This window comes from Shouchella tritolerans (assembly GCF_025770735.1).
GTDB lineage: Bacteria > Bacillota > Bacilli > Bacillales > Bacillaceae_D > Shouchella > Shouchella tritolerans.
Map to the genome: position 1 here is coordinate 757,167 of NZ_JAODPB010000002.1, position 25,062 is coordinate 782,228.

Below are 25,062 nucleotides of genomic sequence, written 5' to 3' on the forward strand. Positions count from 1 at the left end.
TTAGTGCGCCAGCTCTTGCTTTTTTGCGCGTGCTTTTGTTCATGCTTCAACCATGGTTTTTTTCATGCGCTTTTTCCCTTCCCTACACATATCTAAAAGAGGACATGTCGGGCATTTCGGTGCTTGCGCTTTACAATGGTAGCGGCCAAAAAAAATCAGTCGATGGTGGGCATCGGACCAATCTTCTTTTTTGATTTTTTTCATTAGCGTCTCTTCAACTTGGCGGACATTGTCTTTCCAACGACAAATGCCAAGGCGTTTTGAGACTCGCTCTACATGGGTGTCAACGGCAATGGCCGGCTCGCCAAAAGCGACACTTGTCACGACATTCGCTGTTTTTCTACCGACACCAGCAAGGGACTCAAGCTGTTCCCTCTCTCTTGGCACTTGTCCATCAAAATGATCAAGCAGAGACTGAGACAACTTTTTAATGTTTTTTGCCTTATTTCGGTAGAGGCCAATGGAACGGATATCTTCTTGCAATTCTTCTAAAGGGACTTGCACGTAGTCCTCTGGCTTTTTATATTTGGCAAACAACTTCGGCGTTACTTTGTTGACGAGTGCATCGGTACACTGGGCAGAAAGGACAACTGCAATTAACAACTCAAACGGATTGGAATGGGTTAGCTCGCATTCAGCATTTGGAAATAGCTCTCCCATTTGATCAATTGCATATTGTGTATCTTTTTTTGACAACATCGCGAAACTCCTTATAAATTTTCGAGCCAATGGAAACCAGGAATGTCTTGCGTATTGGCCGTTTCTTTTCGTTGTTTAGGGGCACTTTTTTTGCGAAAGCGCTCGCTATGGGCTTTGGCGTCTTCGACCGTTTTAATGCTATTGCGTTTCCATTCAAACAGGATTCGGTCAATATAACGGAAATTGAGCTTTCCAGAAACGACGGCTTCTCGCAAAGCGGCGCTAATTAATTCAGCCGAGTGCTTGTCTTCGTCAAGCCACATGGACAATGTTTCAGCCTCGATTGGTGAAAGCGGTCGGGCAAATTCTTGTTCAAACTGTTGATATAGCTCCCCTTCTTGCTTTTCTTGCGTGTTTGTCTGCACGTCTCTACCTTTTTGTTCGAGCAAGCGGATCAACGCTGCCCACAACGGTTCAAGCGTGTAGTTTTCATAAAAAACCCCTGTATCATCAAGGCGATTCTCAATGGCAAGCAGCTTTTTTTTCACGAGTGCACCAATTAATTTGGCGCATTCATCGAGATTGATCGACATGCGTTCGCTTAATAGCTGTGGAGTTGGAAACGCATCGCCTCCATCTAAAAACGACTGAATGTGCAAAATTGCAACGAATTCACACTCGTCTAGTTGTAGATCTGTATAATGTTCTAGTAGCAGCGAAGGGATCGATAAATGCTTTTGCTGCGCCCATTTTAAAAATACATGCTGATTCATTCAAACCACCTCTTGAAGCTTTAGTATACCATGGGCTGGGGGACGGTTGGGCAAAAACAAAAGGGCTGGCTTGAAAAAATCCAAGGCCAGCCTCGTTCTGTTTATGGGTAAAGGCGGTTCAATAACCGCGGAAACGGAATCGTCTCCCTGACATGTTCCGTACCGGACAGCCACGCTACCGTACGTTCGAGCCCTAAGCCAAAGCCTGAATGAGGAACAGAGCCGTATTTGCGCAAATCCAAATACCATCCATAGGCATCTAGCGGCAAATTGTGCTTTTCCAGTTCTTGCTTAAGCAAATCATACTCATGAATCCGTTCAGACCCGCCAATAATCTCTCCATATCCTTCTGGAGCAATTAAGTCTGCGCAAAGGACGACATCGTCACGGTCAGGGGCAGGCTGCATGTAAAACGGCTTTAATGACCTTGGGTAACGGGTAATAAATACCGGTTTGTCGAAATGCTCTGCAATCGCTGTCTCATGTGGGGAGCCAAAATCATCGCCCCATGAAATGTCATCAAACCCTTTTTCTTTGAGCAAATCTAGGGCTTCATCATACGTGATCCGTGGAAACGGCGCTTTGATTGCTTCAAGTTTCGTTACATCCCGGCCAAGTTGCTTCAATTCCAGTTGACAATGATCAAGGACAGCTTTGGCCAGGTGGGCTACATACTGCTCTTGAATTTCTAAGCTTTCATCATGTTCCACAAACGCCATTTCCGGCTCAATCATCCAAAACTCAATTAAATGGCGTCGTGTTTTTGACTTTTCGGCACGGAACGTCGGGCCAAATGTAAAAACGCGCCCTAAAGCCATCGCTCCTGCTTCAGCATATAGCTGGCCGCTTTGGGACAAGTACGCATCTTCATCAAAGTATTTCGTATGGAAAAGCTCTGACGTCCCTTCAGGCGAGCTGCCTGTTAAAATCGGCGAATCCAGCTTAGTAAAGCCACGCTCAGTGAAAAAGTCATACGTCGAACGAATGATTTGACTGCGGATTTTCATAATCGCATGTTGGCGTTTTGAACGTAGCCATAAATGGCGGTGATCCATTAAGAACTCGGTCCCATGTTGTTTTGGGGTGATCGGGTAGTCAGTCGCTTGGTGAATGAGTTCGATCTGTTCTACCGAAAGCTCATAGCCTGACGGCGAGCGTTCATCTTCACGAACGGTGCCTGTAACATAAAGAGAGCTTTCTTGCGTGATCGATTTCGCTAACGCAAATACGTCCTCAGGCACTTCCGCTTTGACGACGACTCCTTGAATGAAGCCTGTCCCATCTCGCAGCTGCAAAAATGCGATTTTTCCACTTGACCGTTTGTTGGCAATCCATGCGCCGATCGTTACTTGTTCATTGACATAACGTCCCACTTGGGCGATTGTTGTTTTCACTCGTGACTCCTCCTGCCAAACGACATTTTCCGTTATCTAAAAAAGACTTCATTATTATACCTTTATCCGTTTTTCGCCGTCAATTGGCTTTGGCGAATGAGTTAGCCGTTTAATTCGTGCGAATACTAAAGCTTTTCATATATTCGCCTGTTTCAAAAGCGGTGTAATAAAATAATTTCCCTTGCGTATCTGATGTATACGTAAACTCATAAACCGCTTGTCCGTTTTCATACCCGAGGCGCACAGAGTCAAAAGCGGTAACGCCTAATTCTTGGGCAACAGCTTGTTCCATTTCCTCTTTAGGCACACCTGCGTGTTGAGGGAGCACAAGCGTTGCCTCCCGCTTCTCTGGATCGTCGTTTACCCACGCAAACAGTGCTTCTCCCTCATCGCTTGTGCCAGATACAACCCAATAGCTTTCCTCTCCATGGTAAAAAGACACGTCGTCCACTTCAGCCATCATCCCTTGCTCAGTCACAAAAGCAGTCGCTTCTTTTGCTCCCTCTGTTAATGGACTACGAATCGCCGTATATAGATAAATCCCAAGCCCGATTCCAACAAGTAAAACAACAGAAAAAATGATGCTTAGCTTTTTTTTCATTCGCTTCCACTCACACTTCGTAAATCGTCATTGTTATTTTTGAATGATCCTTTTCATCAAGCGCGTAGCCAAATGTCAAACCCTTGTCTTTTAAGGTTCGGTTTAATTGGTCCACTACTTTATAAAAATCATCTGTTTTCTCAACTGTCACAGTCGACAGCACTTTCATTTTCATTTCTGAACGCTCCACAACGACACGCCCCTTCCTTCGTTTATACACGCCAATATCTACACTCGCCCACAATCATTGCTAAACATAGCCCCGACCCTTCGTGCCATACTAAGGATACGCCAGTTGAAGGGGGGCGTTTTTAAATGAATCAATATGGCTTAGCCGAGTGGTTTCAGCAGAACAAAGACAAAGCGTCTCTGCTTTGTCGGGCCAATGAGTCCATTGAAGACGTCTGGCCGTTCACACTAAAACAAACCGCATTTCCGGCGATGTTTGTCGCATCCTCTGCTCAAGGAGCAGATACGCAGGCTGAAACTGACTAAAAACCTTCTACCCACACCTCAAAACGCTGCGGACGCCGCAGCGTTTTTTAACTGCGCGTGTTCATTGTTGCAAGCGGCGAAACTGTTCGTTGGCTTCCTTTAAAATCCGCTCTTTGTCAAGCGTAAGCAATTGCTTGTCTTTCATCAACGGCACGCCTTGGACGTACACATCGGTTACATCAGAGCCTTTCGCGGCGAAGACAAGGTGTGAAACAGCCTGGCTGCTTGGATGCAAGTGGGCTTGTTCAGGGTTTAGCATAATAAAATCAGCTTGCTGGCCTACTTCGATCGTCCCTAGGTTGGCAAAACGCAATGCCTTCGCCCCATTGGACGTAGCCATATTCAGCCCTTCCCATGTCGTGACAATATCAGCTTGTTCATTGACGCCCCGCTGAAGCAACACGGCTGTGCGCATTTCTTCAAATAAGTCAAGAGCGTTGTTTGAAGCAACCGAATCAGTGCCAAGGGCCACGACAATGCCGTGTTTTTGCATGCTTGCTACTTGGGCAATGCCTGAGCCAAGTTTTAAATTGCTTTTCGGATTATGGGAAACAGCTGCTTGATGAGCGCCTAACAGTTCATAATGCTGCTCGTGCATATGGACGCCATGGGCAAATAGCCATTCTGTCCCGCTAAGTAAATCCCTTTCTTGCAAAAGCTCGACTGGATGCATGCCGTATTCATCCATATAATCGTGGATTTCTTTTCGTGTTTCAGCAAGATGCATATGAACAGGCAAGCCTTCTTGGCGAGCAGCTTCGACAATGCGCTCGATATAATCAGGCGGGCATGTATACGGGGCATGAGGCGCAAGCATCGTTTGAATACGCCCATTTGCCTGTTTATGCCATCTTCTCGCAAAATCAAGAGATTCAGCTAATTTTTCTTCCTGTTCTTCTTTTGAACAGAGGCCGATCACAGATCGCATCAGCGTTGCCCGCATGCCTACTTTTTCAAGCGCCGCAGCGAAATCGTCAAGGTGCAAATGGTACATTTCTAAAAATGTCGTTGTACCAGATTCAATCATCTCCACCATACTTAAAAGACGGGCTGCTTCTACTGCTTTTTGGTCAAGTTTTTGTTCAAGGGGCCAAATGTGATCTGTAAGCCACTTAGACAGAGGGACGTCATCGCTAATGCCACGGAACAAAGACATGCCTGTATGGCCGTGCGTGTTGATTAACCCTGGCATGAGCCACTTTTTATCGGCATTGACGACATTCGCCCCTTTTGCAGCGTCTTCTGCCGGCTCCCCTTGCTCAATCGCCGTAAATACGCCGTCTTCAATGACGACATAGCCATGCCCGTGTATCGTCCTTGCTTCACTCATCGTCATTACTTTTGCATTCTTGATGATCGTCTTCACGACTGTTCCTCCCTAAAGTCAAGGTGGTCTTCAAGCAATCTTTCCAGCTTCCCTTCGTATACAGGTACATCCGGCAGCGAATCGATGAATGTCCGTCCATAACGGGTCGTCACAATCCGCCGGTCAAAAACAAAGATGAGGCCTCTGTCTCCTTTTGTACGAATTAACCGCCCAAATCCTTGCTTAAACCGAATGACTGCTTGAGGGAGAGCCAAATCGGTAAAAGGGTTTTTCCCCTCCGATTTTGCTCGCTCCATTTGCGCCCGGTTTAATGGCAAGTTCGGCGGCGCAAATGGAAGCCTGACAATAATGAGGCACTCCAACTCGTTGCCTGGGAGGTCGATTCCTTCCCAAAAGCTATTTGTCCCAAACAGCACCGCCCTTTGCTCAGCTTGTTTAAATAACTTTAACAGTCTCATCCGTGAACCGCTTGTCACTCCTTGGCCAATTAACGCCAATTTTCCTTCGTCGTTTAAGTCTTTCACATAATAAAATACCTTTTTGAGCATATCATAAGAAGTAAAGAGGACAAGCGCTTTTCGTTGCATCACTTCCGTAATTCGCCATATTTTAATGGCGATGTCCTGTGCAAACAGCTCATCATCTGTGCCACGGACATCGGGAATATCATGAGGAACGAGCAATTTCGCTTGTTGCTCATAAGAAAAAGGAGACTCAATTTGTTTTGTTTTCACACCGAAATCAACAAGGCCTAACCTGTCAATTTGGTAATCAAACGATTGGTTGACTGTCAAAGTCGCCGACGTCAGGACGACGCTTTTCTTTTTGGCAAAAAATTGGTCAGCCAGCCTTTCTGAGACTTCAATCGGCTTTGCATACAAATAAGTGGCATTTTTTGCCCCTTTTGGCTCCACTTCAATCCAGTAGACATAATTGTCGTCGTATTCAAGGAGGAGCTCGTACAGCAAATGCACCGTTTCCTCAAAAGCGGCAATGGCCCCTTGTGTATCAGCTAGAAGAGAACGGCTATTGTAATCATCTTCCACGTTTTCCTCGACTACTTGATAAGCCGCTTTTAAGTCCGCCAGCACTTGCTCGCCGTGAAGCTGCAAGCGCATCGCGCACTCAAGAATCGCTTGCCAAAGCGATCCTTCTTCTGAAAAGCTTTTATATACATAACTAATACGCCCTACATCTGTCGCATTGCTTTCATGCGCGTCCAAAGCAAACACGTGGATCATTCGGAACAGTTCATCTGTGTCTTCCCGAAAGCGGGCAAGCCCTTCTTTTGCGTCGCCAAGCGCTAGCGGCTGCTTCATTTGTTCCCCGAGCGTTTCCAAACGCGCGATTGCCCCGTATTCGTGATGATCATCACCGATGCGTTGGATGGCAAAACTAACCGATAGAAAACTAGCCGTTAGCCCAAAGTAAGCGCTCGCCGCTTCTTGGAAATGATGGGCTTCATCAATGACCGCGTGGCTATAGGAGGGCAAAATCGAGTGAGTTTGCACAACGTCTGTTAACAGTAAGGCATGGTTCGTAATAATTAAATCTGCTTTTTTCGCTTGTCGACGAGAGCGATGGTAAAAACAGCGGGAAAACCACGGATTGTACTTGCCTAAATCCGACTCGGGATCACTTTGGACCATTGGCCAAAAGCTGCGCCCTCCTGTTGTCAAATTTAACTCTTCCACATCGCCATAATCCGTTTCAAGCAGCCAAACGAGCAATTGGGCTTTCGTTAAACAGACGTCATAAGAGTCATTTTCAAGCTGCTGCAACGCCTGTTCAAATTTGCGTAAATCGAGATAATGGCTCCTCCCTTTGAGGACAGCCGTACGTAGCGGAAAAGGAACAATGGAAGCAAGCAAGCGCAAATCTCGTTGCAAAAGTTGCTCTTGCAACGGAATCGTATAGGTCGACAGCACCACTGGCTTTTTCTGGGAATAAGCAAAGTAAGCGCTCGGTACTAAATACGCCAACGTTTTTCCAGTCCCTGTACCGGCTTCAATAAGCGCATGGGCATGTTCTTCAAACGCAGCGTAAACTTCCTTCATCATTTGCTTTTGCCCTGGACGATCTTCAAATGAGTCGAAGACACGGGCGATGGCGCCACTACTAGAAAAAAGCTCTTCCTCCACTTCAACAAACGGTTTATGGTCGGACGACTCGCTATTTTCGCCCTCCTCTGCCACGCGCTTAAGCGCCAGTTGTCGAAACAAGTCATATTCTCTTTCGTCTTCGTCTAATTTCATCCATTTTTTTTGGATCAACGGCCGCGTTAATACGTCCCAGTCGCTTTTCAACCCCTTTGCGACTTGCTCTAATGATTGCAATGTCACAAGGGGCAACCGTTCCAGTTTATGTAAGAGTTTAATAAACAGTTCTGCTGTTATTTCTGCGTCGCTATCAGCGCGATGGGGATGGTCATGGTCCATATCAAGGCTGCTTGATAGCTCTGACAATTTGTAGCTTTCCTGTGTCGGCAACAATACCCTCGAAAGTTCAACGGTATCAAATTGGCTGCATTTTGGAAGCCTTAACCCTTCTGTTTCTAATTGCGCTTCTAAAAAACCTTTATCAAAAGGCACATTATGGGCAACTAAACTGGAGCCTTCCATAAAGGCAAGCAAATCCGTTGCAATTTCTCGAAAAACAGGCGCTCCCTCCACATCTTTATCTGTGATGCCCGTTAATTCTGTAATAAAAGGCGGAATGCTGCAACAAGGATCCACAAATGTTGAGAACCGATCCGTAATCGTGCAACCTTCCACCTTAACCGCTCCAATTTGTATCATTCTTGCGCCTTGATCTGGCGAGTTTCCAGTTGTTTCCAAATCAATGACAACAAACGATTGAGACACGTTTACACCTCTATTCGGAAGCCTTACCCTCCTTGGGCAGCCTGCAACATACACCATGATTCATACGCTTGCTGGCTTGTCTTGCCAAGCTCAAACAGTAAATCAACAGCACGGCTATCTCCTGACAACGCTTGGTTCCAGGCAAAGCCATGAAGCAGCTCCGGCGTTTTCCCGTTGATAAACATTAACTGTTCGTAACTGTAGCATGCCAGTTCATGTTCGCCGTACCATTCGGTCAGCTTAGCCAGCGCCAAAAGCGCTTCGCTCGAATCAACGTGCTCTGCACAATCAAGCCATACGCCGCGCGCTTCCTCAACCATTCCACCTTTATAAAGCGAAAGACCAAGCAACATAAAAGCATCAGCATCGTCGCATACTTGCGTATAAGAGTGAAAATAAGCTGCAGCACTATCGTAAGCTTCCAACCAATAATAACATATGCCTAAATTATACACGACATCTGGGTTGTCTGTTAATGAATTTGCTTTTTCTAAAAACAATATCGCCTCTTCTGCTCGGCGGGCAACCATTTCTATGATGCCAATGCCAAGATAAGCAAAGTGGGTGACGAGCGGATCACAAGATACTTGCAATACATATAAAAAGCCGCTTCTCGCTTCCTCAAATTTCTCCGTGTATAAGGAAGCATAGGCGACATACAACAGACGAATATTTTCTCTTTCGCCTTCAGCCTCCTCGTTTTTCAAACAACAAAGCGCTTCGTCAAACTGATGGGCATCGAACAGTATCGTCCCTTCCGATTCGTACACAAACAGCGGCGCCGTTTCTTTTAACCGCTGCCGTAATTGGTGCAACGCCTCATCCATCGCTCCCCAAACATCCAATACTTGCTGCGTCATCTGTTCAAGCACGATCACATCATCCATGCTTTTGCTAGTCGGCGACTGCCAAATATTTTGGTAAAGCGCTTGCCACTCATTAATCCATGAATGCAAAAAAATCCCTCCCCCTAATGGCAAAATGCCTTGTTTCATTCAGTGTGTATCACCAGGGGAGGGAATATGCGTACTAACGGACGGTAGAAGCTGGCTCTGTGCCTAACATTTCCACAATTCGGTTGTTCTCATCCAAAATCGCCACTTTCGGCTGATGGGCAAGAGCTTCTGCGTTTTCCATCATCGCATAAGACAAAATGATGACAACGTCTCCAGGTTGGACTTTGCGCGCGGCGGCACCATTTAAACAGATGCCCCCTTCTCCTCTCGGCCCTTTAATCACATACGTTTCAAACCGTTCTCCGTTATTGTTGTTCACAATTTGTACTTTTTCATTTTCGAGCAAATCGACTGCATCCATCAGGTCTTCATCTATGGTGATGCTGCCCACATAGTTTAAATTGGATTCAGTAACCCGTGCACGATGCAATTTTGCTTTCATCATTGTCCGATACATCGTTCAACCCTCCGTCGCGATTGTTCATGTCAATTAAGATATGGTCAATTAAACGTGCTTTCGAAAATTGGTAAGCGAGAGCCAAAATGACAACGCCGTCACTTTGCTCAACTTTTTTAAGGGATGGATACTCATACGCTTCGACATAGTCTATGCTGCCTAGAGGCAATGCAGCGAGATGTTGCCGCACTTGTTGGACAAGGTCGCTTAGTTGGCTTGTCGGCAACTTTGCTGCATCGCGCAGGGCAGCATATAACTTCGGTGCGACTTGGCGTTCTGTCGGCGTCAAATTGGCGTTGCGGGAGCTCTTCGCCAAGCCGTCGTCTTCGCGAACAGTTGGACAAGCAACAATCGTCACAGAAAGGAAGAACTCCTTAACAAGCTGTTTAATAATGGCGACTTGCTGCGCATCTTTTTCACCAAAAAAGGCAAAATCAGGCTGAACAAGCATAAACAATTTCAACACGACTGTAGCCACTCCGTCAAAATGGCCAGGGCGGCTTTTGCCGCATAACACGTTAGCGCCTTGCTTGACATGAACCGTTTGCGTATACCCATCAGGGTACATTTCATCGTCAGTTGGGCAAAACAGTACATCGCACCCTGCCTCTTCTGCTAACGCTCGGTCTTTTTCCAGTTGTCTTGGGTATTCATGATAGTCCTCGTGAGGGCCAAATTGCAGTGGGTTCACGTAAATGCTGACAACGACCAAGTCGCATGTTTGCGTACAGGCACGCACCAACGATTGATGGCCGCCATGCAACGCTCCCATCGTTGGAACAAAACCAATCGTTTTTCCTTGTTCACGTGCGTCCTGCAACACTTTTTGCAACTGAGCTGTTGTTCCCACTTCGATCATTTTTTGTCGCCCCCATACACAGCCAACCAGCCTGTGTCGTTCATTGTATACGTATGGGCCTCTTCTGGAAATGCCCGTTGTTTCACATCGGTGACATAAGAGGCGAGCCCTTCCTCAATGATTGGTGAAATCGCCGTATATTGTTTGACAAATTTCGCCACTCGTTCCGACTCGTAGCCAATCACGTCGTGATAAACAAGAACTTGGCCGTCTGTCTCTGCTCCAGCGCCAATACCAATAATCGGCACGTTGATTTCCTTAGCCAACAGGGCGCCAAGCTGCTTTGGAACACACTCGGCGACAATGGCAAACGCGCCTGCTCGTTCCAATGCCTGTGCGTCAGCAAGCAACTGCTCTCCTTCTTCTCGCGCCCTTCCTTGAACGCGATAGCCGCCTAAAACACCAACTGATTGCGGGGTCAAGCCGATGTGGCCAACAACAGGCACACCCGCTGCCGTTAGACGTTGTACGGTGCTGGCAATGTCTGCGCCTCCTTCCAGCTTTACCGCATCGGCTCCTGCCTCTTGCAACAGCCTACGCACATGGCCAGCCGTTTCAGAAAACGAGCTATGGTACGTTAAAAACGGCATATCTGTGACAACAAATGTGTTCGGCGCCCCGCGTTTGACTGCTTTCGTATGCAAAACCATGTCATCAACGCTTACAGGAACAGTGGAATCGTAACCAAGCACCACCATTCCGAGGGAATCGCCGACAAGGATCATGTCTACACCAGCTCGCTCTGCCAAACGGGCAGAAGGAGCATCATAAGCCGTAAGCATCGCAATCGGCTCACCATCTCGCTTCATTTGTTTAAACGTTTTTGTTGTTTTCACATCTGTCCTCCTGTTTCATGTGTTCAAATTTTGAACTGCATGAAACGGCAAAACTCCTTGCGCCTAGTGCAAGGAGCCGAAGGCAACGCGAAGCTATGTCCCGGTCTAAGATAAGATCCAGGCAAGCTTTCGTTACGTTACGATCCCATACCTCTTTTGGGTGCCGTTCTAGCAGATACAGCCCTTGCGCCCCTAGTATAGCACACGTTTGCCGTCAGTTGTCGAGTTCAATGTCTGCAGAATAAATCAAGTGTTCTTGACCGTCTTCGTCTTGAATGCGCAAGCGCCCGTCATCGGTAATGCCTAATGAATAGCCTTGTACAATCCGAGAAGGTGTTCGGGCAGACAGTTTCGTATGGAGACTGACTGAACGTGCTTCCCAGAGTGGGCGAATCGCAGCAAAGCCGTTTTTTATGTATTCATCGTACAGCCATTCAAATTCATTTATCACAGCGGCTACTAGCTTTGCCCTCTGGACCGGATTGCCCGTTTCCAGCTTGATCGATGTGGCGATGCCAGTTAATGTTTCGGCGAAATCATGACTTTCCTGATTGCAATTAATGCCAATGCCGACAATGCAATAGTTCACCCGGTCAGGGTCAGCAGCCATTTCCGTCAAAATGCCTACCATTTTTTTGCCGCCATACAAAATATCATTTGGCCACTTGATGTCACAAACCAACCCACTTACTGCCTCAATTGCCCTTGTGACGGCAACAGCGGCCAAAAGCGTTAATTGCGGCGCTTGGTTGACGCTTATGTCTGGCCGTAAAAGCAAGCTCATCGATAGGCTTGTCCCCTTCGTTGATTGCCACTGGCGGCCAAGCCTGCCCCTTGCCCCTTGTTGTTCATTTGCGACAATGAGCGTCCCTTCTGGGGCTTCGCGGGCTGCCTCTTCATGGGCGAGAGGTTGGGTAGAGGCGACCGAATCATAACTGTGGATGTTTCGCCCAAGCGTCTTTGTTTGTAAATGTGCTTCAATATCATGGGCAAGCAAAGTGTCAGGAGAAGAGAGCAACCGATAGCCCTTTTTTGGCGCTGATTCAAGCTCGTAGCCTTGTTCTCTCAACGCAGATAGCTGCTTCCACACGGCTGTGCGGGAAACGCCAAGCTTACGGCTCATTTCCTCACCAGAGATGTAAGCACCTGACTGAAGCAGTGCTAGTAGCTGTCCTTTCATTTTCCATCCTCCCTCGTCGTTAAAAATGTCAAAATCGCTGCCTTTTCATTGGGGCACTTTTTTGTCACAACGGCCTTTTCTGCCGCTTGTAGCGCCTCCTTAATCCATGGACCTGGTGCAGCTTTTCCATGAAGCAAATCACGGCCTGTAATTGCCAAATCGCTTTTCGCTTTAATCGGCAAGGCAGACCACTGTTCAACCAATTCTTTTTTCTTAATGCTCGGCATTTGGCGCCCAGCACGAATCGCCTCGATTTGCATAGCGATCGCCAAACCGAAAATGTACAGCTGCCAGTTACTCCAGCGCTGTTGTGTTTGTCGATATTCAAACGCCTTTATTCCCGCTGCCACTCGCTGTTTTCGCTTTTTCGGCAACGGCAAAGCAGCAAAGCTGCTTGTCCCACCTGTGCAAATCGCAAATTCAAGCCAAGCTCTGTCGCCACTGTCCCACTGTTGTTTTGGCAGTCGTTTCAGTTCCGCTAATTGGCTTTCAGTAATATGAATGCCTGGAAGGCTGTGAATGGCGCCTGTCTCCTGTAAAAACGCAAATGCCGCCTCTGTCTCCATTCCTTTTAACAGTTTTTCCAGTTCAGCGGCGACCCGTTCAAGGGCGCAGCGTTGCAAAGCTGCTTTTTGCGCAGTTGTTTCCTTCACCAATTGCCGATCAGCCTCAAAGCCTAAGGAACTAATAAACCGCGCCGCCCGCAACATTCGCAAAGGGTCTTCGCTTAAACGCTTCTGTGCATCATAAGAACGTAATACGCGGTTTTGTAAATCTTGTCTGCCTCCATAGGGGTCAATGACCTCTCGTGTTTCCGTCATCGCCAATGCGTTTATCGTAAAATCGCGTTTTTGCAAATCTTCGGCAAGTGTCTTGCCTTTAAATGTCGTTATTTCGATTGGGCCTTTTTCTCCGGGAATAAGCACCGTCTGGTGTTCCCGGTTAATGTGTACACCTCTAGAAAAGATGTCGGCAACTTGATGAGGGGATGCTTGCGTCGCAATATCAACGTCGTCGACATCCTCGCCAAGCAAATAGTCGCGAACAGCCCCACCGACAATATATGCTTCGAAACCGGCATCGTTTAACGTGCGAACGACTTTAAATCCTTCCGTCCAAATGCTCATAACTGCTCCCCTTTAAGCATTGTTCCATATAAACGCTCATATTGACTAACTATGTGCTGCGAATCAAACGATTGCTTTACTCGCTTAAGCGCCGCTTGTTTAAAGGCTTGTCGCTTTTTATCGTCAGACAATAAGGAAATTGCTTTTGCAGCTGCCTCCTCAATGTTTCCAAGGGGGCACAAATAACCAGTTCCTTCATCTTCAACGACTTCCGGAATGCCGCCAATTTTTGTCGCGATCACAGGTACACCGCATGCCATCGCTTCAAGCGCCACTAAACCAAAGCTTTCTTTCTCGCTTAACAAAAGCATTAAATCGCTCATAGACAACAATTCAGCAACATGCTTCTGGTTGCCTAGCATGAGGACGTCGCTTGTCAAGCCGTGTTCTTCCACAAACTGCCTCGCATTCGGCAACTCTGGCCCGTTGCCGATTAAAAGCAACTTCGCATTTCTCCTTTTAACAATGAGTTGAAATGTTTTCAACACATCCATTATCCGTTTAACTGGTCTGAAATTGGAAATATGGATAATGATATCTTCCGTTTCTGACAGGCCGTAACACGCCCGCAATTGCTCCACTTGTTTTGGATAATACACTTGTTCGTCAATAAAGTTATAAACGGTCTGAATCGGCTTATCAGTACGTACTAGCTCGTTTGTTTGCCGAGCCAGATCATAGGACACAGCTGTAACAATGTCTGACTGCTCAATCCCATAGCGAATAAGCGGCCGCAAAGACGGCTCAAACCCTAGTACGGTAATATCTGTACCGTGGAGCGTCGTTACGATTTTTATGTCTTTTCCGCTCATGTCACGAGCAAGAATCGCGCAAATCGCATGTGGAACAGCATAATGGACATGAAGCAAATCAAGCTCATGTGTTAAAATCACTTCAGCAATCTTGCTGGCCGCACTCAAGTCATGGGGCGGGTGTTTAAATACAGCATATTGGTTGACTTCAACTTGATGAAAAAAAATATTTGGGTAAACTTTATCATCAAGGCGAAAGGGGATTTCCGTCGTAATAAAATGGACTTCATGCCCCCGAGAGGCTAGTTGTTTTCCTAATTCTGTCGCCACTACGCCTGATCCTCCAACTGTGGGGTAACAGCTAATGCCAATCCGCAATTTTTCCACGTTAGCGCCCGCACCCTTCTAATAAATTTGTCATCACAAGTGGATTCTCAGCAACAAACCCTTCTGCTAATGCAACCCCTACCTCTTTGCCAAACAAACGATCTCTAGCGATCACGGCTTCAATATACCCATCGGTTAATGGTGTCTTTACCCCGCCTTGTGCAACAAATTGGCTCTTGTATGCTTGAAGCGCTGCCACTTTAGCCGAGTGGGCATCTGTTACATCAACAACAAAGTCTGGTTTGGCAAAACCATTAATAAAATAGCGGTACGCTGCTTTCACTTTATGGGCTTCGCCTTCCCCGTAACGGCGAATGCCCGCATTAAAAATCGCTTCTTTGATTAGAGCCCCACACTGACCATGGTCGGGATGGCGGTCAGCCGCAGGCATAAACACGAGTGTTGGCTTCGTCAGGCGGATGATATCGACTACTTCCTCCAGTTTTTTCTCGCCTATGCCTGTTAGTCCCCTATCAGGCAATTCCAATTGATAACGTGCGCTCACCCCTAAGTGTTGCGCAGCTTCTTCAGCTTCCTGCTGGCGGCTCGCTATATCGCCATTCGATGACAATTCAGCAAGCGTTAAAGTAAGAAAAGCCACGTTGTACCCTTTTTGTATGTAAGTTGCAACGGTTCCGCCCATGCCGATTTCAATATCGTCTGGGTGGGCGCCGCAAGCTAAAATATCAACCGTTTCTGCCATTATCTCTTATCCCTTCTTTCCATCTCGCTAACACTATACCATATTACCAAAACACACGAAAAACAGCGCGCTTTTAAGCGTTGCCTACATACGAACTGCTGGCCAGTTTATTTGTTAAAAAGGAGTACTCTAAAGCATGTTTGCCTAGTAAAATTGCCTAAAATGAGGCGATTGCCACACCTTTTCTAAAATGATATGACCTCCAAACAAATGGACTGACCAACTATTTTCTCTCGGCTAAGTGATCCTCCTGCGCCTTGTCCTACATTCGACTCTGTGGTTTATGACACGCCCAGGCTATATGAGCAATGCAGCCTCTCGAAGAAGGCGATTTTTTTTAAGCTTTATTACAAAAATAAAATCAAAGCCAACAGGAATCGTTTTCAATTGGTCGCTTAAAATGATATAGTAAGCTGAAAAAGGAGGACATTAAAGTGGAATATTTGCAAGCTGGGTATGGACTTGACAAGAATGGCTATATTTCAAGTGATGTCTCCATTCATAAGATTTCCGAAGTATACGAGCCATGCATTCAACACTCTGTCGAACAAATATCTCGATTATTTCCAAATCAGTTACACAGTGTATATATCTATGGCAGCGTTGCAAGAGGAGATGCGATCGCCATTAAGTCTGACCTAGATCTTTTAGCTGTGTTCAATGGTACACTAAATACTAGTGAGAAAATGAAAGTAAAAAAACTCTCAACGACACTATCTGAAACATACCAATATTTAGTCCGTGATATTGGTATAGCTGTTGCAGATCTCGATCATGTGATGGACCCAATCAACTATTACGAACAGGCTTTTCTAAAAGAACTCTGTGTTTGTATTTACGGAACCGATCTTCGAGATTGCTTCGGCCCCTACAAACTTACGGCCGAGATCGCCATAAGCTTTAATGGTGATATTCGTGATGTTTTCGACCGAACCATTGACCGGTTACAATCAGCCTCCACAGAAGAGTTTAAAAAACTTTCGCAAAATTTCGCCCGAAAGCTCATCCGAACATACTATTCAATGGTGATGGCCCGATCTCAAGTTTGGACGACAAAACTTGATGAACAGTCCAACGTTTTTATTCAATATTTTCAGGACAAGAAACACACTGTCCGTATGTTGCAAAATTGGATCGAAGAAGCACCAACAAACCGGGAATATGTCCATAAACTGTTTATGAGCGAAGGCACATGGCTCGCTGCAAATTTCAAACGCGAAGCACAAATCACTTAATGTTTCTTATCCTATTGATGATTCCTCTTCGTTATCTAGGCAATGTTTATCGATTCTATTGGAATGGTATTGTCTTTTGATGCCTTTCCTTCAAAATCGTCAATAAAGGGCGGGCGCTTTTTTCTCTCTCTTCTAACATCTGATTCATCAATTGCTTAAAGCTTGTCTATAAAAAAACGTCCGCGTTCCTTTTTGATGTCCACTCCCATGCTTTTCCACTATCGTCTCAACCTCCCCTTAATTACCCAAAAATTCAGTCCTATATATCTCCTTCAGTAATGACGAGAATGACGATCCCCCTTCCCTTCTTAGTTAAAGTTCTTCCCTCTTTAGACCACGCCACTGGATTTCATGAGCATAACCGATCCTGATTTCACAATTAGGCTTGACATCCCTAAAAAAATGGTCAAAAAAATACAACTGACATACCTTATAAGGAAATAGAAGATGTTCACATGCCTATTTTGACGCTCGTTCCCCAAGCCTGGCGTAGAAAGAATCGATCGATAAAGCCCTTCAGGAGAGCCCACACCTCTCAAGCGGTAATGGCGGAGCGCGTATTTTCCTGATTTCATTTGTTCATAAAACCGCTGAAGAAGCATATATAGCAATCGTAAAAACGAGTCCTAACGCATGATCGATCAACTCGTTCCTAGTTAGCAAATCCAAACCGTACCACCACAAATTCGTACCCTTACCATCTTGCCGACCACTACATGCAAGTCGTTGTTTGAAAATAACAACAAGAGCTTTTTTTATAACAAAAGAGAAATGATAGGCATAGGTTTCTTGGCGGTTCTGACTGGGACCTTTCACTGGCGTCTTAGAAAAATATTATTATAAAGGGGTTTCCTTATGTCACAACCAAATATCCCGAATATCACCCCCAACGTCTCTTTAACGAGGGATGATGTGGTGAATTTATTAATAGCCTCAATTGCGATGGAAGAAATCGGGCTTTCGCACATTATCAATGCGGAAGGGGAAAAAATTCAATATGCCCTTGGCACCTTGCCAGGAGCTCGTCCAGCAAGCGTCAGCTTACAAGATCTTTTAAGTGCGAGCGCAAGTACGCAACAAATGTTAGAAACGATCTTTAAACAAGAAATGATACTGGATTCAAAAATGAAGACGGCCACCAACATGCCAACAGTTCAAGGACCGACTGGACCGCGGGGAGCTACAGGAGAACCTGGGGGAATTCTCAGTGTGAATGGCATGACGGGTGTCGTGACATTAGAAGCCGACACAGTTGGAGCGCTTCCCCTTTCCACAGCAGTTGCGTCCAATACAAACATCAACCAGTTAGTTGATCCAGGGATTTATAGCTCAAACAATGCCTCAGGTCCGCCGCAAGGTGATCTCCCTTCAGGGGCAACAGGAGTATGGACGATCTATGTATCGGTGATTACGCCGCCATCGGGGGCAAATTATATTCAACAGCTGTACTTCTCCAACCCGACGTTGTTTATCCGTAGTTCCACAGATGGAGGAAATACATGGAACCGTTGGAAACCTCTCGGGCAAATAGGGCCAACAGGGCCGACGGGACCGACGGGAAGCGGAGCCACTGGACCCACTGGACCGACGGGCGACACGGGACCGACCGGAGATCGAGGGCCAACGGGATCGAGCGGCGATACGGGGCCTACTGGGCCAGCCGGAGATGCGGGGCCTACTGGGCCAACAGGAAGCAGCGGGCCTGTGGGACCATCTGGTAGCGGCGGACCGACGGGACCGATAGGCAACAGCGGATCGACCGGACCGGCAGGTAGCAGTGGACCGACGGGATCCACTGGAATGATGGGACCGACGGGGCCGACGGGATCCACTGGAATAATGGGACCGACGGGGCTGGGGACGACCGGACCAGCGGGACCAACGGGCAACACGGGACCGACCGGCGATACAGGGCCGACGGGATCGAGCGGCGATACGGGACCGACGGGGCCAGCCGGAGATGCGGGGCCTACTGGACCGACGGGCAGCAGCGGGCCAACAGGGCATACAGGCGCTACCGGGCCAACAGGGCATACAGGCGAACCTGGACCCACGGGGCCTATGGGTCCCACAGGGCCGACGGGACCGACGGGGCCGAAAAAGGTGCCGTATGCATTATTGCACTCAGAAGAAAGCGGGTACCAGATCCCCCTCGGAACCGCAATTCCTTTCACTCATATTGGATATCAGACCGCTGATATCATTGAGTATGACGGATACAATAGACGTTTCTTAATAAAAGTGCCCGGCATCTATCATGTTGTACTGAATATGAATGTTGCTTGGTATATCCCTCCAGGTCCAAACGATATCCGAATGCTAACGTTCGGGGTGATGCAAGAAGGAAATACCGATCAAGCGATGATCGGCGTAAACGTCTACCAACCATATAGTAAGGTACAACACTCAGGTTTCAATTTTATTGCAACGGTGCAAGCAACCGGAATCGGGCGATTACATGCAGATGGCCAGACATCCTTTTTTGTCCAAAACTTAAACGCGAGCGATGGCAATGCACAAATAGGCTGGTTCAGCACTGATGGAAATATGACGTCCGTTCCCCAGTCTATTCTTGCTCAAGTGTTTATGGACATGAATTTGTTACGGATTGCGCCATATTCACCGTGGGTTGCTCCTACCGGGCCAACGGGACCTCCTGCAAACAGTTGACTGGACCGATTAATTTGTGCAAAGAAGACACGATTAGGATACCTAATAACAGCAAGATGAGACGTTATCAGTCCATACTAAGTTGTGGACAGTTCTTAAACGTAGTTTGCGACAAACAAAAATTACTCTATTGTTAGAAGGATATCTCCTTTGCACAGAATGCCTACTCTTAATAAAACAAAAGGAGTGAGTCTATTGTCCCTACCAAATTTGCCTAATATTTCGCCCACCATCCAATTAACGCGTGATGATGTAGTGAACTTATTGTTAGCTTCCATCGCAATGGAAGAAATGGGATTATCCCATATTATTAATGCCGAAGGGGAAAAAATTCAATACGCCCTTGGGACTTTGCAAGGGGTAACCGGGCCAACGGGCGTCACCTTACAAGATCTTTTAAACGTGAATCAAAGCACCCAATCGATGTTAGAAACGGTTTTTAAACAGGAAATGATGCTCGACTCAAAAATGAAAACGACCGCAGGTATTCCAACACTTCAAGGGCCTTCAGGACCAAGAGGAGCAACGGGAGCGCCTGGCGGGGTTGAAAGCATCAATGGCTTGACGGGTGTGGTGACGTTAGACGCGGCAGAGGTCGGCGCCTTTCCCTTGAATAGGCCAGTTCCGTCCAATACGAACATTGATCAGTTAGTCACCCCTGGTGCCTATAGTTCAGACAATGCCTTTGGTCCACCATCAGGAGATATCCCCCCTGGAGCAACAGGGGTTTGGACGATTTATGTATCGGTGGTCACCCCTCCGGTAGGAGCAAATTATATTCAACAGCTGTATTTTTCGAACCCGACGTTGTTTATTCGCAGTTCCCCAGATGGAGGAAACACATGGAATTCCTGGAAATCAATCGGGCAGATGGGGCCAACCGGTCCGACGGGGCCAACAGGAATAGGAGTTACTGGACCGACGGGGCCAACGGGCGCTACCGGACCGACAGGCGACACAGGGCCAACAGGCAGCACAGGGCCGACGGGCAACACAGGGCCAATAGGACCAACGGGCAACACAGGGCCAACAGGACCGACAGGCGCTACCGGGCCAACAGGGCCAACAGGTGCTACCGGGCCAACGGGACCAACAGGCGCAATTGGACCAACGGGACCGACGGGCAGTATCGGGCCAACGGGGCCAACAGGCGCTACCGGGCCAACGGGACCGACGGGCGCTACCGGGCCAACGGGACCAACGGGCAGCATCGGGCCGACGGGGCCAACGGGCAGTATTGGACCAACAGGACCGACGGGTAGCATTGGGCCGACAGGACCAACAGGCAGTATTGGACCAACAGGACCGACGGGCGCTACCGGACCAACAGGGCCAACGGGCGGCATTGGACCGACGGGACCAACGGGTAGCATCGGGCCAACAGGCGCGCTCGGGCCGACAGGACCGACGGGACCGACGGGCAGCATCGGACCAACGGGGCCACTTGCTCCAGACATGTTGCCATATGCCTTATTGCATTCCACCAATACGAATAGCAACATTGCGATCGGCACTACAATCCCGATCCCCTTCACGCATATTGGATATCAGACAGATGAAATCATTGAATTACAAGAAAACGGGCAATACTTCTTAATCAAAGTACCTGGCATTTATCATGTTGTTTTAAATATGAACGTGGCCTGGAGCACCGCCCCTTCCGATTTAAGAGTGCTCGTGTTCGGCGTGATGGATGACCAAGTCACAGATCAGGCGATGATCGGAATAAATGTATACCAACCGTCTGATGAAGTCCAACCGCTACCAGCAAGCGTTCATGCCACGGGAATTGGACGGCTGCATGCAGATGGTAATAAACGTTTTTACGTAACAAATTTGAACGCCAGTACCGGAAGTGCGACAACAGGCTGGACCCATGCTCAGCCGCAACATACGTCCGTTCCCAATTCGATCCTTGCCCAAGTCACGATGGATTTGAATCTGCTATGGATTGCCCCGTACGCCCAGTGGGTCGCACCTACTGCTGTGTCCCCCCCTGAAGAAGATTAACTTTTGCTTCTTCCTCCAGGAGGAATGAAATGACAAAGACAAGTTTATGCTTCCATCCCCTCGGCATAGCGCTTGCCGGGGGGAAATCGTGTCTTTTGCTCCAATCTCCCTCTTTCCTCGCAGACAGAGCTATAAGATAATGCTCCAATCCCTGGCAATAATATAACCCCATAAACGACAGATTGATGGTTCGCTCTTCATTCCAACCTAAAACGGTCGGTCTGTCCCCTTCCTATGCATTCCGTAACCAACTATTCCGTTTAATAACACTGTCTTTATCATTTTTCTTAAGGGACACGGAGAAAAAACGCATAAATGGGTGCCCGCTTTTTAATTACTCGATCGGACTTTCTCTAAAATGATGCGATAGTTGTTCTGTATCCTTTCGTCCTTTGGGGCCAGCTCTGCCGCCATTCGTGCATACGTGCAAGAGCGCTCTAACATCCCTAGCTCGTAACTGGCGAGGGCGCCAAGATCGTAAATCGTCGCATCCCAAGCAAACGCTTCATTGATATAACGATCATTTCGTTTCTCAATTTGGAGTGTCGCCTCCACCATATGGTAGACACGTGGCCAATCTCTTTGTTCATAAGCCAGCTTGGCCATCTCCACGAATGGCTCTCTTGTATGAGGTGCCTCCGCTATTGCCTTGTAGAGCCAGCGGCTCGCTTCTGTGTACTCCCCTTTCTCCTTAAATGCGCGGGCGATATAGCGCATGGAAGCACATCGCTCCTCTACCCAGCGCGCGCTCGGCATGTTAAGATGTTTCTTCAGTGTCTCGATGCACTTGTCCCAATCGCGATAGTACATGTATTCCCGACCAAGATAGTGCATATTCCGATCGTCAGCGGGATTTTCCTGCACCGACATCTTCAGTAGCCCCAAATAATGCCCCCTGGACTTTGTGCGATCCGGATCGTGATTCAACTGAATGCCAGCTTCCTTTGTATACTTTCGGGGAGCGGAGCCGTAGTATTTTAAGGTCTCATGCACCGGATGGGTCCAGCGAAACCCATGGCGTCTGTGTATTTTCTCGTACCAGAATGTCACGCCTCGAGAGCCATCTGGATTAAAACTCCAAGTATACATATACTTCAGCTGGGTCGTCATCGGTTTCCACGCACGCTCTAGCTTTTCCCGCCATCCTTCCTCTAACACCTCGTCGAGATCGGTGCAAACACACACGTCTACGTCACCAGGCACAAAATTCAGCGAGATGTTGCGCGCTACGTCGAATCGCCATGGATCCACTTTCGTCTGATACACCTTAGCCCCTCTGGCTCGTAATCGATCCACTGTCCCGTCGGTTGAGCCAGTATCGGTTACGATAATTTGATCGGCTTCTCCCATGGAATCCATCCAACGGTCGACGTACTTTTCTTCATTCTTTGTTATCGCGTAAACCGCTACCTTTAGTCGACTCACCTCCACTGTTCTTCCTTTTGGGCCAGCTCCCCTATAGTTTGCTTCAGCTCCTCGAACGCTTTTCCCCAAGCTTGTGGGTTATCATGATCATCTGTTAACCGCTCCTGACATCGCTCTGCCTCTTTCAAAGCGAACCACGCTTCGGCATGGCGCCCTAGTTCATGCAAATACAACCCCTTGTTGAAATAAGGCTCCCTCCGGTTCGGCAAGTAATAAATTGCTTGCTCCAATAACGTTAAGGCACGCTGTTTTTCACCCTGGGCGCTGCATATTCTGAATTTTATGTGGAGAAGATAGGATTTGTCACTGTTCTCAATATTTAGTGCTGTATCAACTGCCTTCTCCGCGTCTTCGTAGCGCCCGATATGTAGATATTCTTCAGCTAACAATGCCCACGATTTCCATACGTCCCTTCTTTCCTTCACAGATTGTTCCAATAACGACAAATACGAAGGCCGTGTTTTGTTCTTATCCAATTTCCGGTAGAGGCAAAACTCTGGCAAATGTTTGATTTTCTCTTCCCCGTTGTATTCTAAGATTTCATGTACTGGCAATTTCCACGTATACCCAGAGCGGGAATGAATACGTTTATGCCATTGCTCCGACTGGCTGCCATCTGGCACCAATGTCTTGTATAAATGACGGTATCGAGTGTAGCCAAATTCCCAATTCGCAATCAGATGCTCCTTCCATCCGGCCATCAAGTATTCATCGATATTAAGTGAAATACATAAGTCGGCATTCGGATTGACTAGCGAAAGTGCAGTATTTCGAGCATCATCAAACCGCCACGGCGAAACCGTAATCGTGTAGACGGATAACCGAACTTCAGGATGGGCTTTGCGGAATGAATCAATGACAGCGTTTGTGCCGTCTGTGGACCCGGTATCGCACAGTATAATCTCGTCTGCCTGCTTCGAAGATTCCAAAAACCTCTTGATACATGATTCTTCATTTTTACAAATGCCATATATGGAGATGATTGGGGCATCGGCATCTGTCACCTCTTTTTCCGTATGAAACTTCGGGTTAAATCCTACATAGATTCCAATTTCGTTTTCTACATAACTTAATGCTAGGTGCGGAAAAGAAACCAGTACTTCTTCGTGACTCCACTCCCTCTTTACATGCTCATCATCACCTTGGGTTTCTCGGCCAGCCTCTCCCAATGCAGAGTGAATCGGCAGGCTTAAAATAACGAATTCGCTGGCATTCAACCACTTATGATACATTTGAAGGATTTGCGCCTTTGTCACATGCTTCTGCTGCTGCTCCGCAAAAACTGTTATCCCGAACGATTCGTCAGGTACAAACACTGTTGCATCTTGTTTATACACAACATCATATTTTCGTTTCAGATTCAATTCTTCCGGTGGGTTCTTCCAAAGTTCAACTGCAGAAAAGGTGATACTGGGCAGTTCTTCTTTCAAAAGATCCGAGAATGCCCCTTCTCCAGCGCCTACATCCAAGATCGAGCGGTTCTGGCATCGGGCAGCAAGTCGTTTGACTATCCGTTTTATCCATAATTTTTCTAATTGCGAACTGAAGAGCATTCTACTATCCCCCCACTCATGACTTAAATATAGGGAGATATATATGGGTAGTCCCCCGTCCATATGCCTGGAATAAATATGAATTAGAATAGCATTTTTTAACCAAAACAGAGCTGTTCATCCTACATCCATCGAAAATCAAGGACCTTGATCACTTTAAAATCGAGGACAGCTGTCTTCCATTGTTTGGAGTATAAAAAATCGCCTTACACCTTTTTGGCGTCAGGTGATTTATTTATAAACGATCACATATAAATATCTAACATAATAGCGATATCGATTTTGCACGATGCTTGTTCACCGCCGTTTTAGTGGCACCGCACACACTGCTGCCAGTTGTAGCCCTATCATAAACGATTCCTTTTAACTCTACTGCACCTTAAAGGAGTAGATGATCTTGTCACAACCAATTATCCCGAATATGACCCCTAATATCTCTATAACTCGGAATGACGCAGTCAACCTTCTTTTAGCTTCTATTGCTTTTGAAGAATTAGGATTAGCCCATATTATTAATGCCGAAGGAGAAAAAATCCAATACGCATTAGGAACGTTGCCTGGCATATCAGGACCAAAAGACGTGACGTTACAAGACCTTCTTGCCGTAAATGAAAGTACCCGATCGATGTTAGAAACGGTTTTAAGAAAAGAAATGGTTTTAGAATCTAAACTAAGAAATGCCCTAAAAATCTTAGATGAGAATAAACTGGTTTAAACACTTGTGCAATAGGCTACGAACAAATCGCTCAATCGATCAGGTTTCTCCCAACTCCCTCCTACAACACATTTTTTAGCCCCTTTCAAAACATTGACTCCGTA

General features: G+C 47.1%; 22 protein-coding genes and 1 pseudogene. 5 read left to right on the top strand and 18 right to left on the bottom strand.

The window, feature by feature from the left end; genetic code table 11:
- Nucleotides 1-39: 39 nt before the first annotated feature.
- The 5 genes from nth to N6H06_RS10195 form a co-directional block, all read right to left on the bottom strand.
- Complete coding sequence (gene nth / locus N6H06_RS10175; protein ID WP_263706257.1) at nt 40-699, bottom strand: endonuclease III; 660 nt, start codon at nt 697-699, stop codon at nt 40-42.
- An 11-nt stretch (nt 700-710) separates the two neighbouring features.
- Nucleotides 711-1,412: a DnaD domain-containing protein gene (locus N6H06_RS10180; RefSeq protein WP_263706259.1), complete on the bottom strand. Its 702-nt coding sequence runs from the start codon at nt 1,410-1,412 to the stop codon at nt 711-713.
- Nucleotides 1,413-1,513: 101 nt separating this feature from the next.
- Nucleotides 1,514-2,806, bottom strand: a complete 1,293-nt coding sequence (gene asnS / locus N6H06_RS10185; protein WP_263706262.1) for an asparagine--tRNA ligase — start codon at nt 2,804-2,806, stop codon at nt 1,514-1,516.
- A gap of 109 nt (nt 2,807-2,915) precedes the next feature.
- Entirely contained in the window at nt 2,916-3,407 is a 492-nt protein-coding gene (locus N6H06_RS10190; RefSeq protein ID WP_062746703.1) for a cell wall elongation regulator TseB-like domain-containing protein, read from the bottom strand.
- A gap of 10 nt (nt 3,408-3,417) precedes the next feature.
- On the bottom strand, nt 3,418-3,597 hold the full coding sequence (locus N6H06_RS10195) for a YpmA family protein (protein ID WP_062746701.1): 180 nt from the start codon (nt 3,595-3,597) through the stop codon (nt 3,418-3,420).
- 125 nt (nt 3,598-3,722) lie between these two features.
- On the opposite strand from N6H06_RS10195, the gene N6H06_RS10200 reads away from it, so the two are divergent.
- The gene (locus N6H06_RS10200) at nt 3,723-3,902 is read left to right on the top strand and encodes a hypothetical protein (protein ID WP_062746699.1); all 180 of its coding nucleotides are present in this window, start codon (nt 3,723-3,725) and stop codon (nt 3,900-3,902) included.
- Nucleotides 3,903-3,963: 61 nt separating this feature from the next.
- Here the strand turns inward: N6H06_RS10200 and N6H06_RS10205 are convergent, their stop codons facing one another.
- From N6H06_RS10205 to bshB1, 10 genes are all read right to left on the bottom strand, one after another.
- Entirely contained in the window at nt 3,964-5,268 is a 1,305-nt protein-coding gene (locus N6H06_RS10205; RefSeq protein ID WP_263706265.1) for an amidohydrolase, read from the bottom strand.
- Complete coding sequence (dinG, locus tag N6H06_RS10210; protein ID WP_263706268.1) at nt 5,265-8,093, bottom strand: ATP-dependent DNA helicase DinG; 2,829 nt, start codon at nt 8,091-8,093, stop codon at nt 5,265-5,267. Before dinG ends, N6H06_RS10205 begins: the two co-directional genes overlap by 4 nt.
- Nucleotides 8,094-8,116: 23 nt before the next feature.
- Nucleotides 8,117-9,088 carry a tetratricopeptide repeat protein gene (locus N6H06_RS10215; RefSeq protein ID WP_212953647.1) on the bottom strand — a complete coding sequence of 324 codons (972 nt, stop codon included), beginning with the start codon at nt 9,086-9,088 and terminating at the stop codon, nt 8,117-8,119.
- A 34-nt stretch (nt 9,089-9,122) separates the two neighbouring features.
- Nucleotides 9,123-9,506: an aspartate 1-decarboxylase gene (gene panD / locus N6H06_RS10220; protein WP_011246908.1), complete on the bottom strand. Its 384-nt coding sequence runs from the start codon at nt 9,504-9,506 to the stop codon at nt 9,123-9,125.
- The gene (panC, locus tag N6H06_RS10225) at nt 9,457-10,365 is read right to left on the bottom strand and encodes a pantoate--beta-alanine ligase (RefSeq protein WP_263706271.1); all 909 of its coding nucleotides are present in this window, start codon (nt 10,363-10,365) and stop codon (nt 9,457-9,459) included. The genes panD and panC overlap by 50 nt, the downstream gene beginning before the upstream one ends.
- Nucleotides 10,362-11,201 (bottom strand): 3-methyl-2-oxobutanoate hydroxymethyltransferase, encoded by an 840-nt coding sequence (gene panB / locus N6H06_RS10230; protein ID WP_263706273.1) that lies wholly within the window; start codon nt 11,199-11,201, stop codon nt 10,362-10,364. Before panB ends, panC begins: the two co-directional genes overlap by 4 nt.
- Nucleotides 11,202-11,415: 214 nt before the next feature.
- On the bottom strand, nt 11,416-12,381 hold the full coding sequence (locus N6H06_RS10235; RefSeq protein WP_263706274.1) for a biotin--[acetyl-CoA-carboxylase] ligase: 966 nt from the start codon (nt 12,379-12,381) through the stop codon (nt 11,416-11,418).
- A complete protein-coding gene (locus N6H06_RS10240) occupies nt 12,378-13,508 on the bottom strand; it encodes a CCA tRNA nucleotidyltransferase (RefSeq protein ID WP_263706275.1) in 1,131 nt (376 codons plus the stop codon). Before N6H06_RS10240 ends, N6H06_RS10235 begins: the two co-directional genes overlap by 4 nt.
- Nucleotides 13,505-14,647 carry an N-acetyl-alpha-D-glucosaminyl L-malate synthase BshA gene (gene bshA, locus N6H06_RS10245; protein WP_263706276.1) on the bottom strand — a complete coding sequence of 381 codons (1,143 nt, stop codon included), beginning with the start codon at nt 14,645-14,647 and terminating at the stop codon, nt 13,505-13,507. The genes N6H06_RS10240 and bshA overlap by 4 nt, the downstream gene beginning before the upstream one ends.
- A gap of 1 nt (nt 14,648) precedes the next feature.
- Nucleotides 14,649-15,350, bottom strand: a complete 702-nt coding sequence (gene bshB1, locus N6H06_RS10250) for a bacillithiol biosynthesis deacetylase BshB1 (RefSeq protein ID WP_212953660.1) — start codon at nt 15,348-15,350, stop codon at nt 14,649-14,651.
- 434 nt (nt 15,351-15,784) lie between these two features.
- On the opposite strand from bshB1, the gene N6H06_RS10255 reads away from it, so the two are divergent.
- The 3 genes from N6H06_RS10255 to N6H06_RS10265 all read left to right on the top strand — a co-directional run bounded on the left by N6H06_RS10255 (nt 15,785) and on the right by N6H06_RS10265 (nt 21,265).
- Nucleotides 15,785-16,585: a nucleotidyltransferase domain-containing protein gene (locus N6H06_RS10255; RefSeq protein ID WP_212953662.1), complete on the top strand. Its 801-nt coding sequence runs from the start codon at nt 15,785-15,787 to the stop codon at nt 16,583-16,585.
- Between the two features lie 855 nt (nt 16,586-17,440).
- Nucleotides 17,441-19,255: a hypothetical protein gene (locus tag N6H06_RS23075; RefSeq protein WP_318527534.1), complete on the top strand. Its 1,815-nt coding sequence runs from the start codon at nt 17,441-17,443 to the stop codon at nt 19,253-19,255.
- A 195-nt stretch (nt 19,256-19,450) separates the two neighbouring features.
- Complete coding sequence (locus N6H06_RS10265) at nt 19,451-21,265, top strand: collagen-like domain-containing protein (protein WP_318527535.1); 1,815 nt, start codon at nt 19,451-19,453, stop codon at nt 21,263-21,265.
- A 330-nt stretch (nt 21,266-21,595) separates the two neighbouring features.
- Here N6H06_RS10265 and N6H06_RS10270 read toward each other — a convergent pair whose 3' ends face one another.
- The 3 genes and pseudogenes from N6H06_RS10270 to N6H06_RS10280 all read right to left on the bottom strand — a co-directional run bounded on the left by N6H06_RS10270 (nt 21,596) and on the right by N6H06_RS10280 (nt 24,243).
- Entirely contained in the window at nt 21,596-22,150 is a 555-nt protein-coding gene (locus N6H06_RS10270; RefSeq protein ID WP_263706386.1) for a tetratricopeptide repeat protein, read from the bottom strand.
- A gap of 240 nt (nt 22,151-22,390) precedes the next feature.
- Nucleotides 22,391-22,696, bottom strand: a pseudogene (locus tag N6H06_RS10275) (glycosyltransferase); the annotation flags it as partial.
- Nucleotides 22,687-24,243 (bottom strand): glycosyltransferase, encoded by a 1,557-nt coding sequence (locus N6H06_RS10280; RefSeq protein WP_263706279.1) that lies wholly within the window; start codon nt 24,241-24,243, stop codon nt 22,687-22,689. The pseudogene N6H06_RS10275 and the gene N6H06_RS10280, both read right to left, overlap by 10 nt.
- A gap of 397 nt (nt 24,244-24,640) precedes the next feature.
- Between N6H06_RS10280 and N6H06_RS10285 the strand changes: the two genes are divergently transcribed.
- A complete protein-coding gene (locus N6H06_RS10285; protein WP_263706280.1) occupies nt 24,641-24,958 on the top strand; it encodes a hypothetical protein in 318 nt (105 codons plus the stop codon).
- Nucleotides 24,959-25,062 lie beyond the last annotated feature (104 nt).

What these genes read in the sequence shown, in the direction of transcription:
- nth (WP_263706257.1), bottom strand. Translation starts at nt 699, where the DNA reads ATGTTGTCAAAAAAAGATACACAATATGCAATTGATCAAATGGGAGAG.
- N6H06_RS10180 (WP_263706259.1), bottom strand. Translation starts at nt 1,412, where the DNA reads ATGAATCAGCATGTATTTTTAAAATGGGCGCAGCAAAAGCATTTATCG.
- N6H06_RS10190 (WP_062746703.1), bottom strand. Translation starts at nt 3,407, where the DNA reads ATGAAAAAAAAGCTAAGCATCATTTTTTCTGTTGTTTTACTTGTTGGA.
- N6H06_RS10200 (WP_062746699.1), top strand. Translation starts at nt 3,723, where the DNA reads ATGAATCAATATGGCTTAGCCGAGTGGTTTCAGCAGAACAAAGACAAA.
- N6H06_RS10215 (WP_212953647.1), bottom strand. Translation starts at nt 9,088, where the DNA reads ATGAAACAAGGCATTTTGCCATTAGGGGGAGGGATTTTTTTGCATTCA.
- panD (WP_011246908.1), bottom strand. Translation starts at nt 9,506, where the DNA reads ATGTATCGGACAATGATGAAAGCAAAATTGCATCGTGCACGGGTTACT.
- panC (WP_263706271.1), bottom strand. Translation starts at nt 10,365, where the DNA reads ATGATCGAAGTGGGAACAACAGCTCAGTTGCAAAAAGTGTTGCAGGAC.
- N6H06_RS10235 (WP_263706274.1), bottom strand. Translation starts at nt 12,381, where the DNA reads ATGAAAGGACAGCTACTAGCACTGCTTCAGTCAGGTGCTTACATCTCT.
- N6H06_RS10240 (WP_263706275.1), bottom strand. Translation starts at nt 13,508, where the DNA reads ATGAGCATTTGGACGGAAGGATTTAAAGTCGTTCGCACGTTAAACGAT.
- bshB1 (WP_212953660.1), bottom strand. Translation starts at nt 15,350, where the DNA reads ATGGCAGAAACGGTTGATATTTTAGCTTGCGGCGCCCACCCAGACGAT.
- N6H06_RS23075 (WP_318527534.1), top strand. Translation starts at nt 17,441, where the DNA reads ATGTCACAACCAAATATCCCGAATATCACCCCCAACGTCTCTTTAACG.
- N6H06_RS10280 (WP_263706279.1), bottom strand. Translation starts at nt 24,243, where the DNA reads ATGCTCTTCAGTTCGCAATTAGAAAAATTATGGATAAAACGGATAGTC.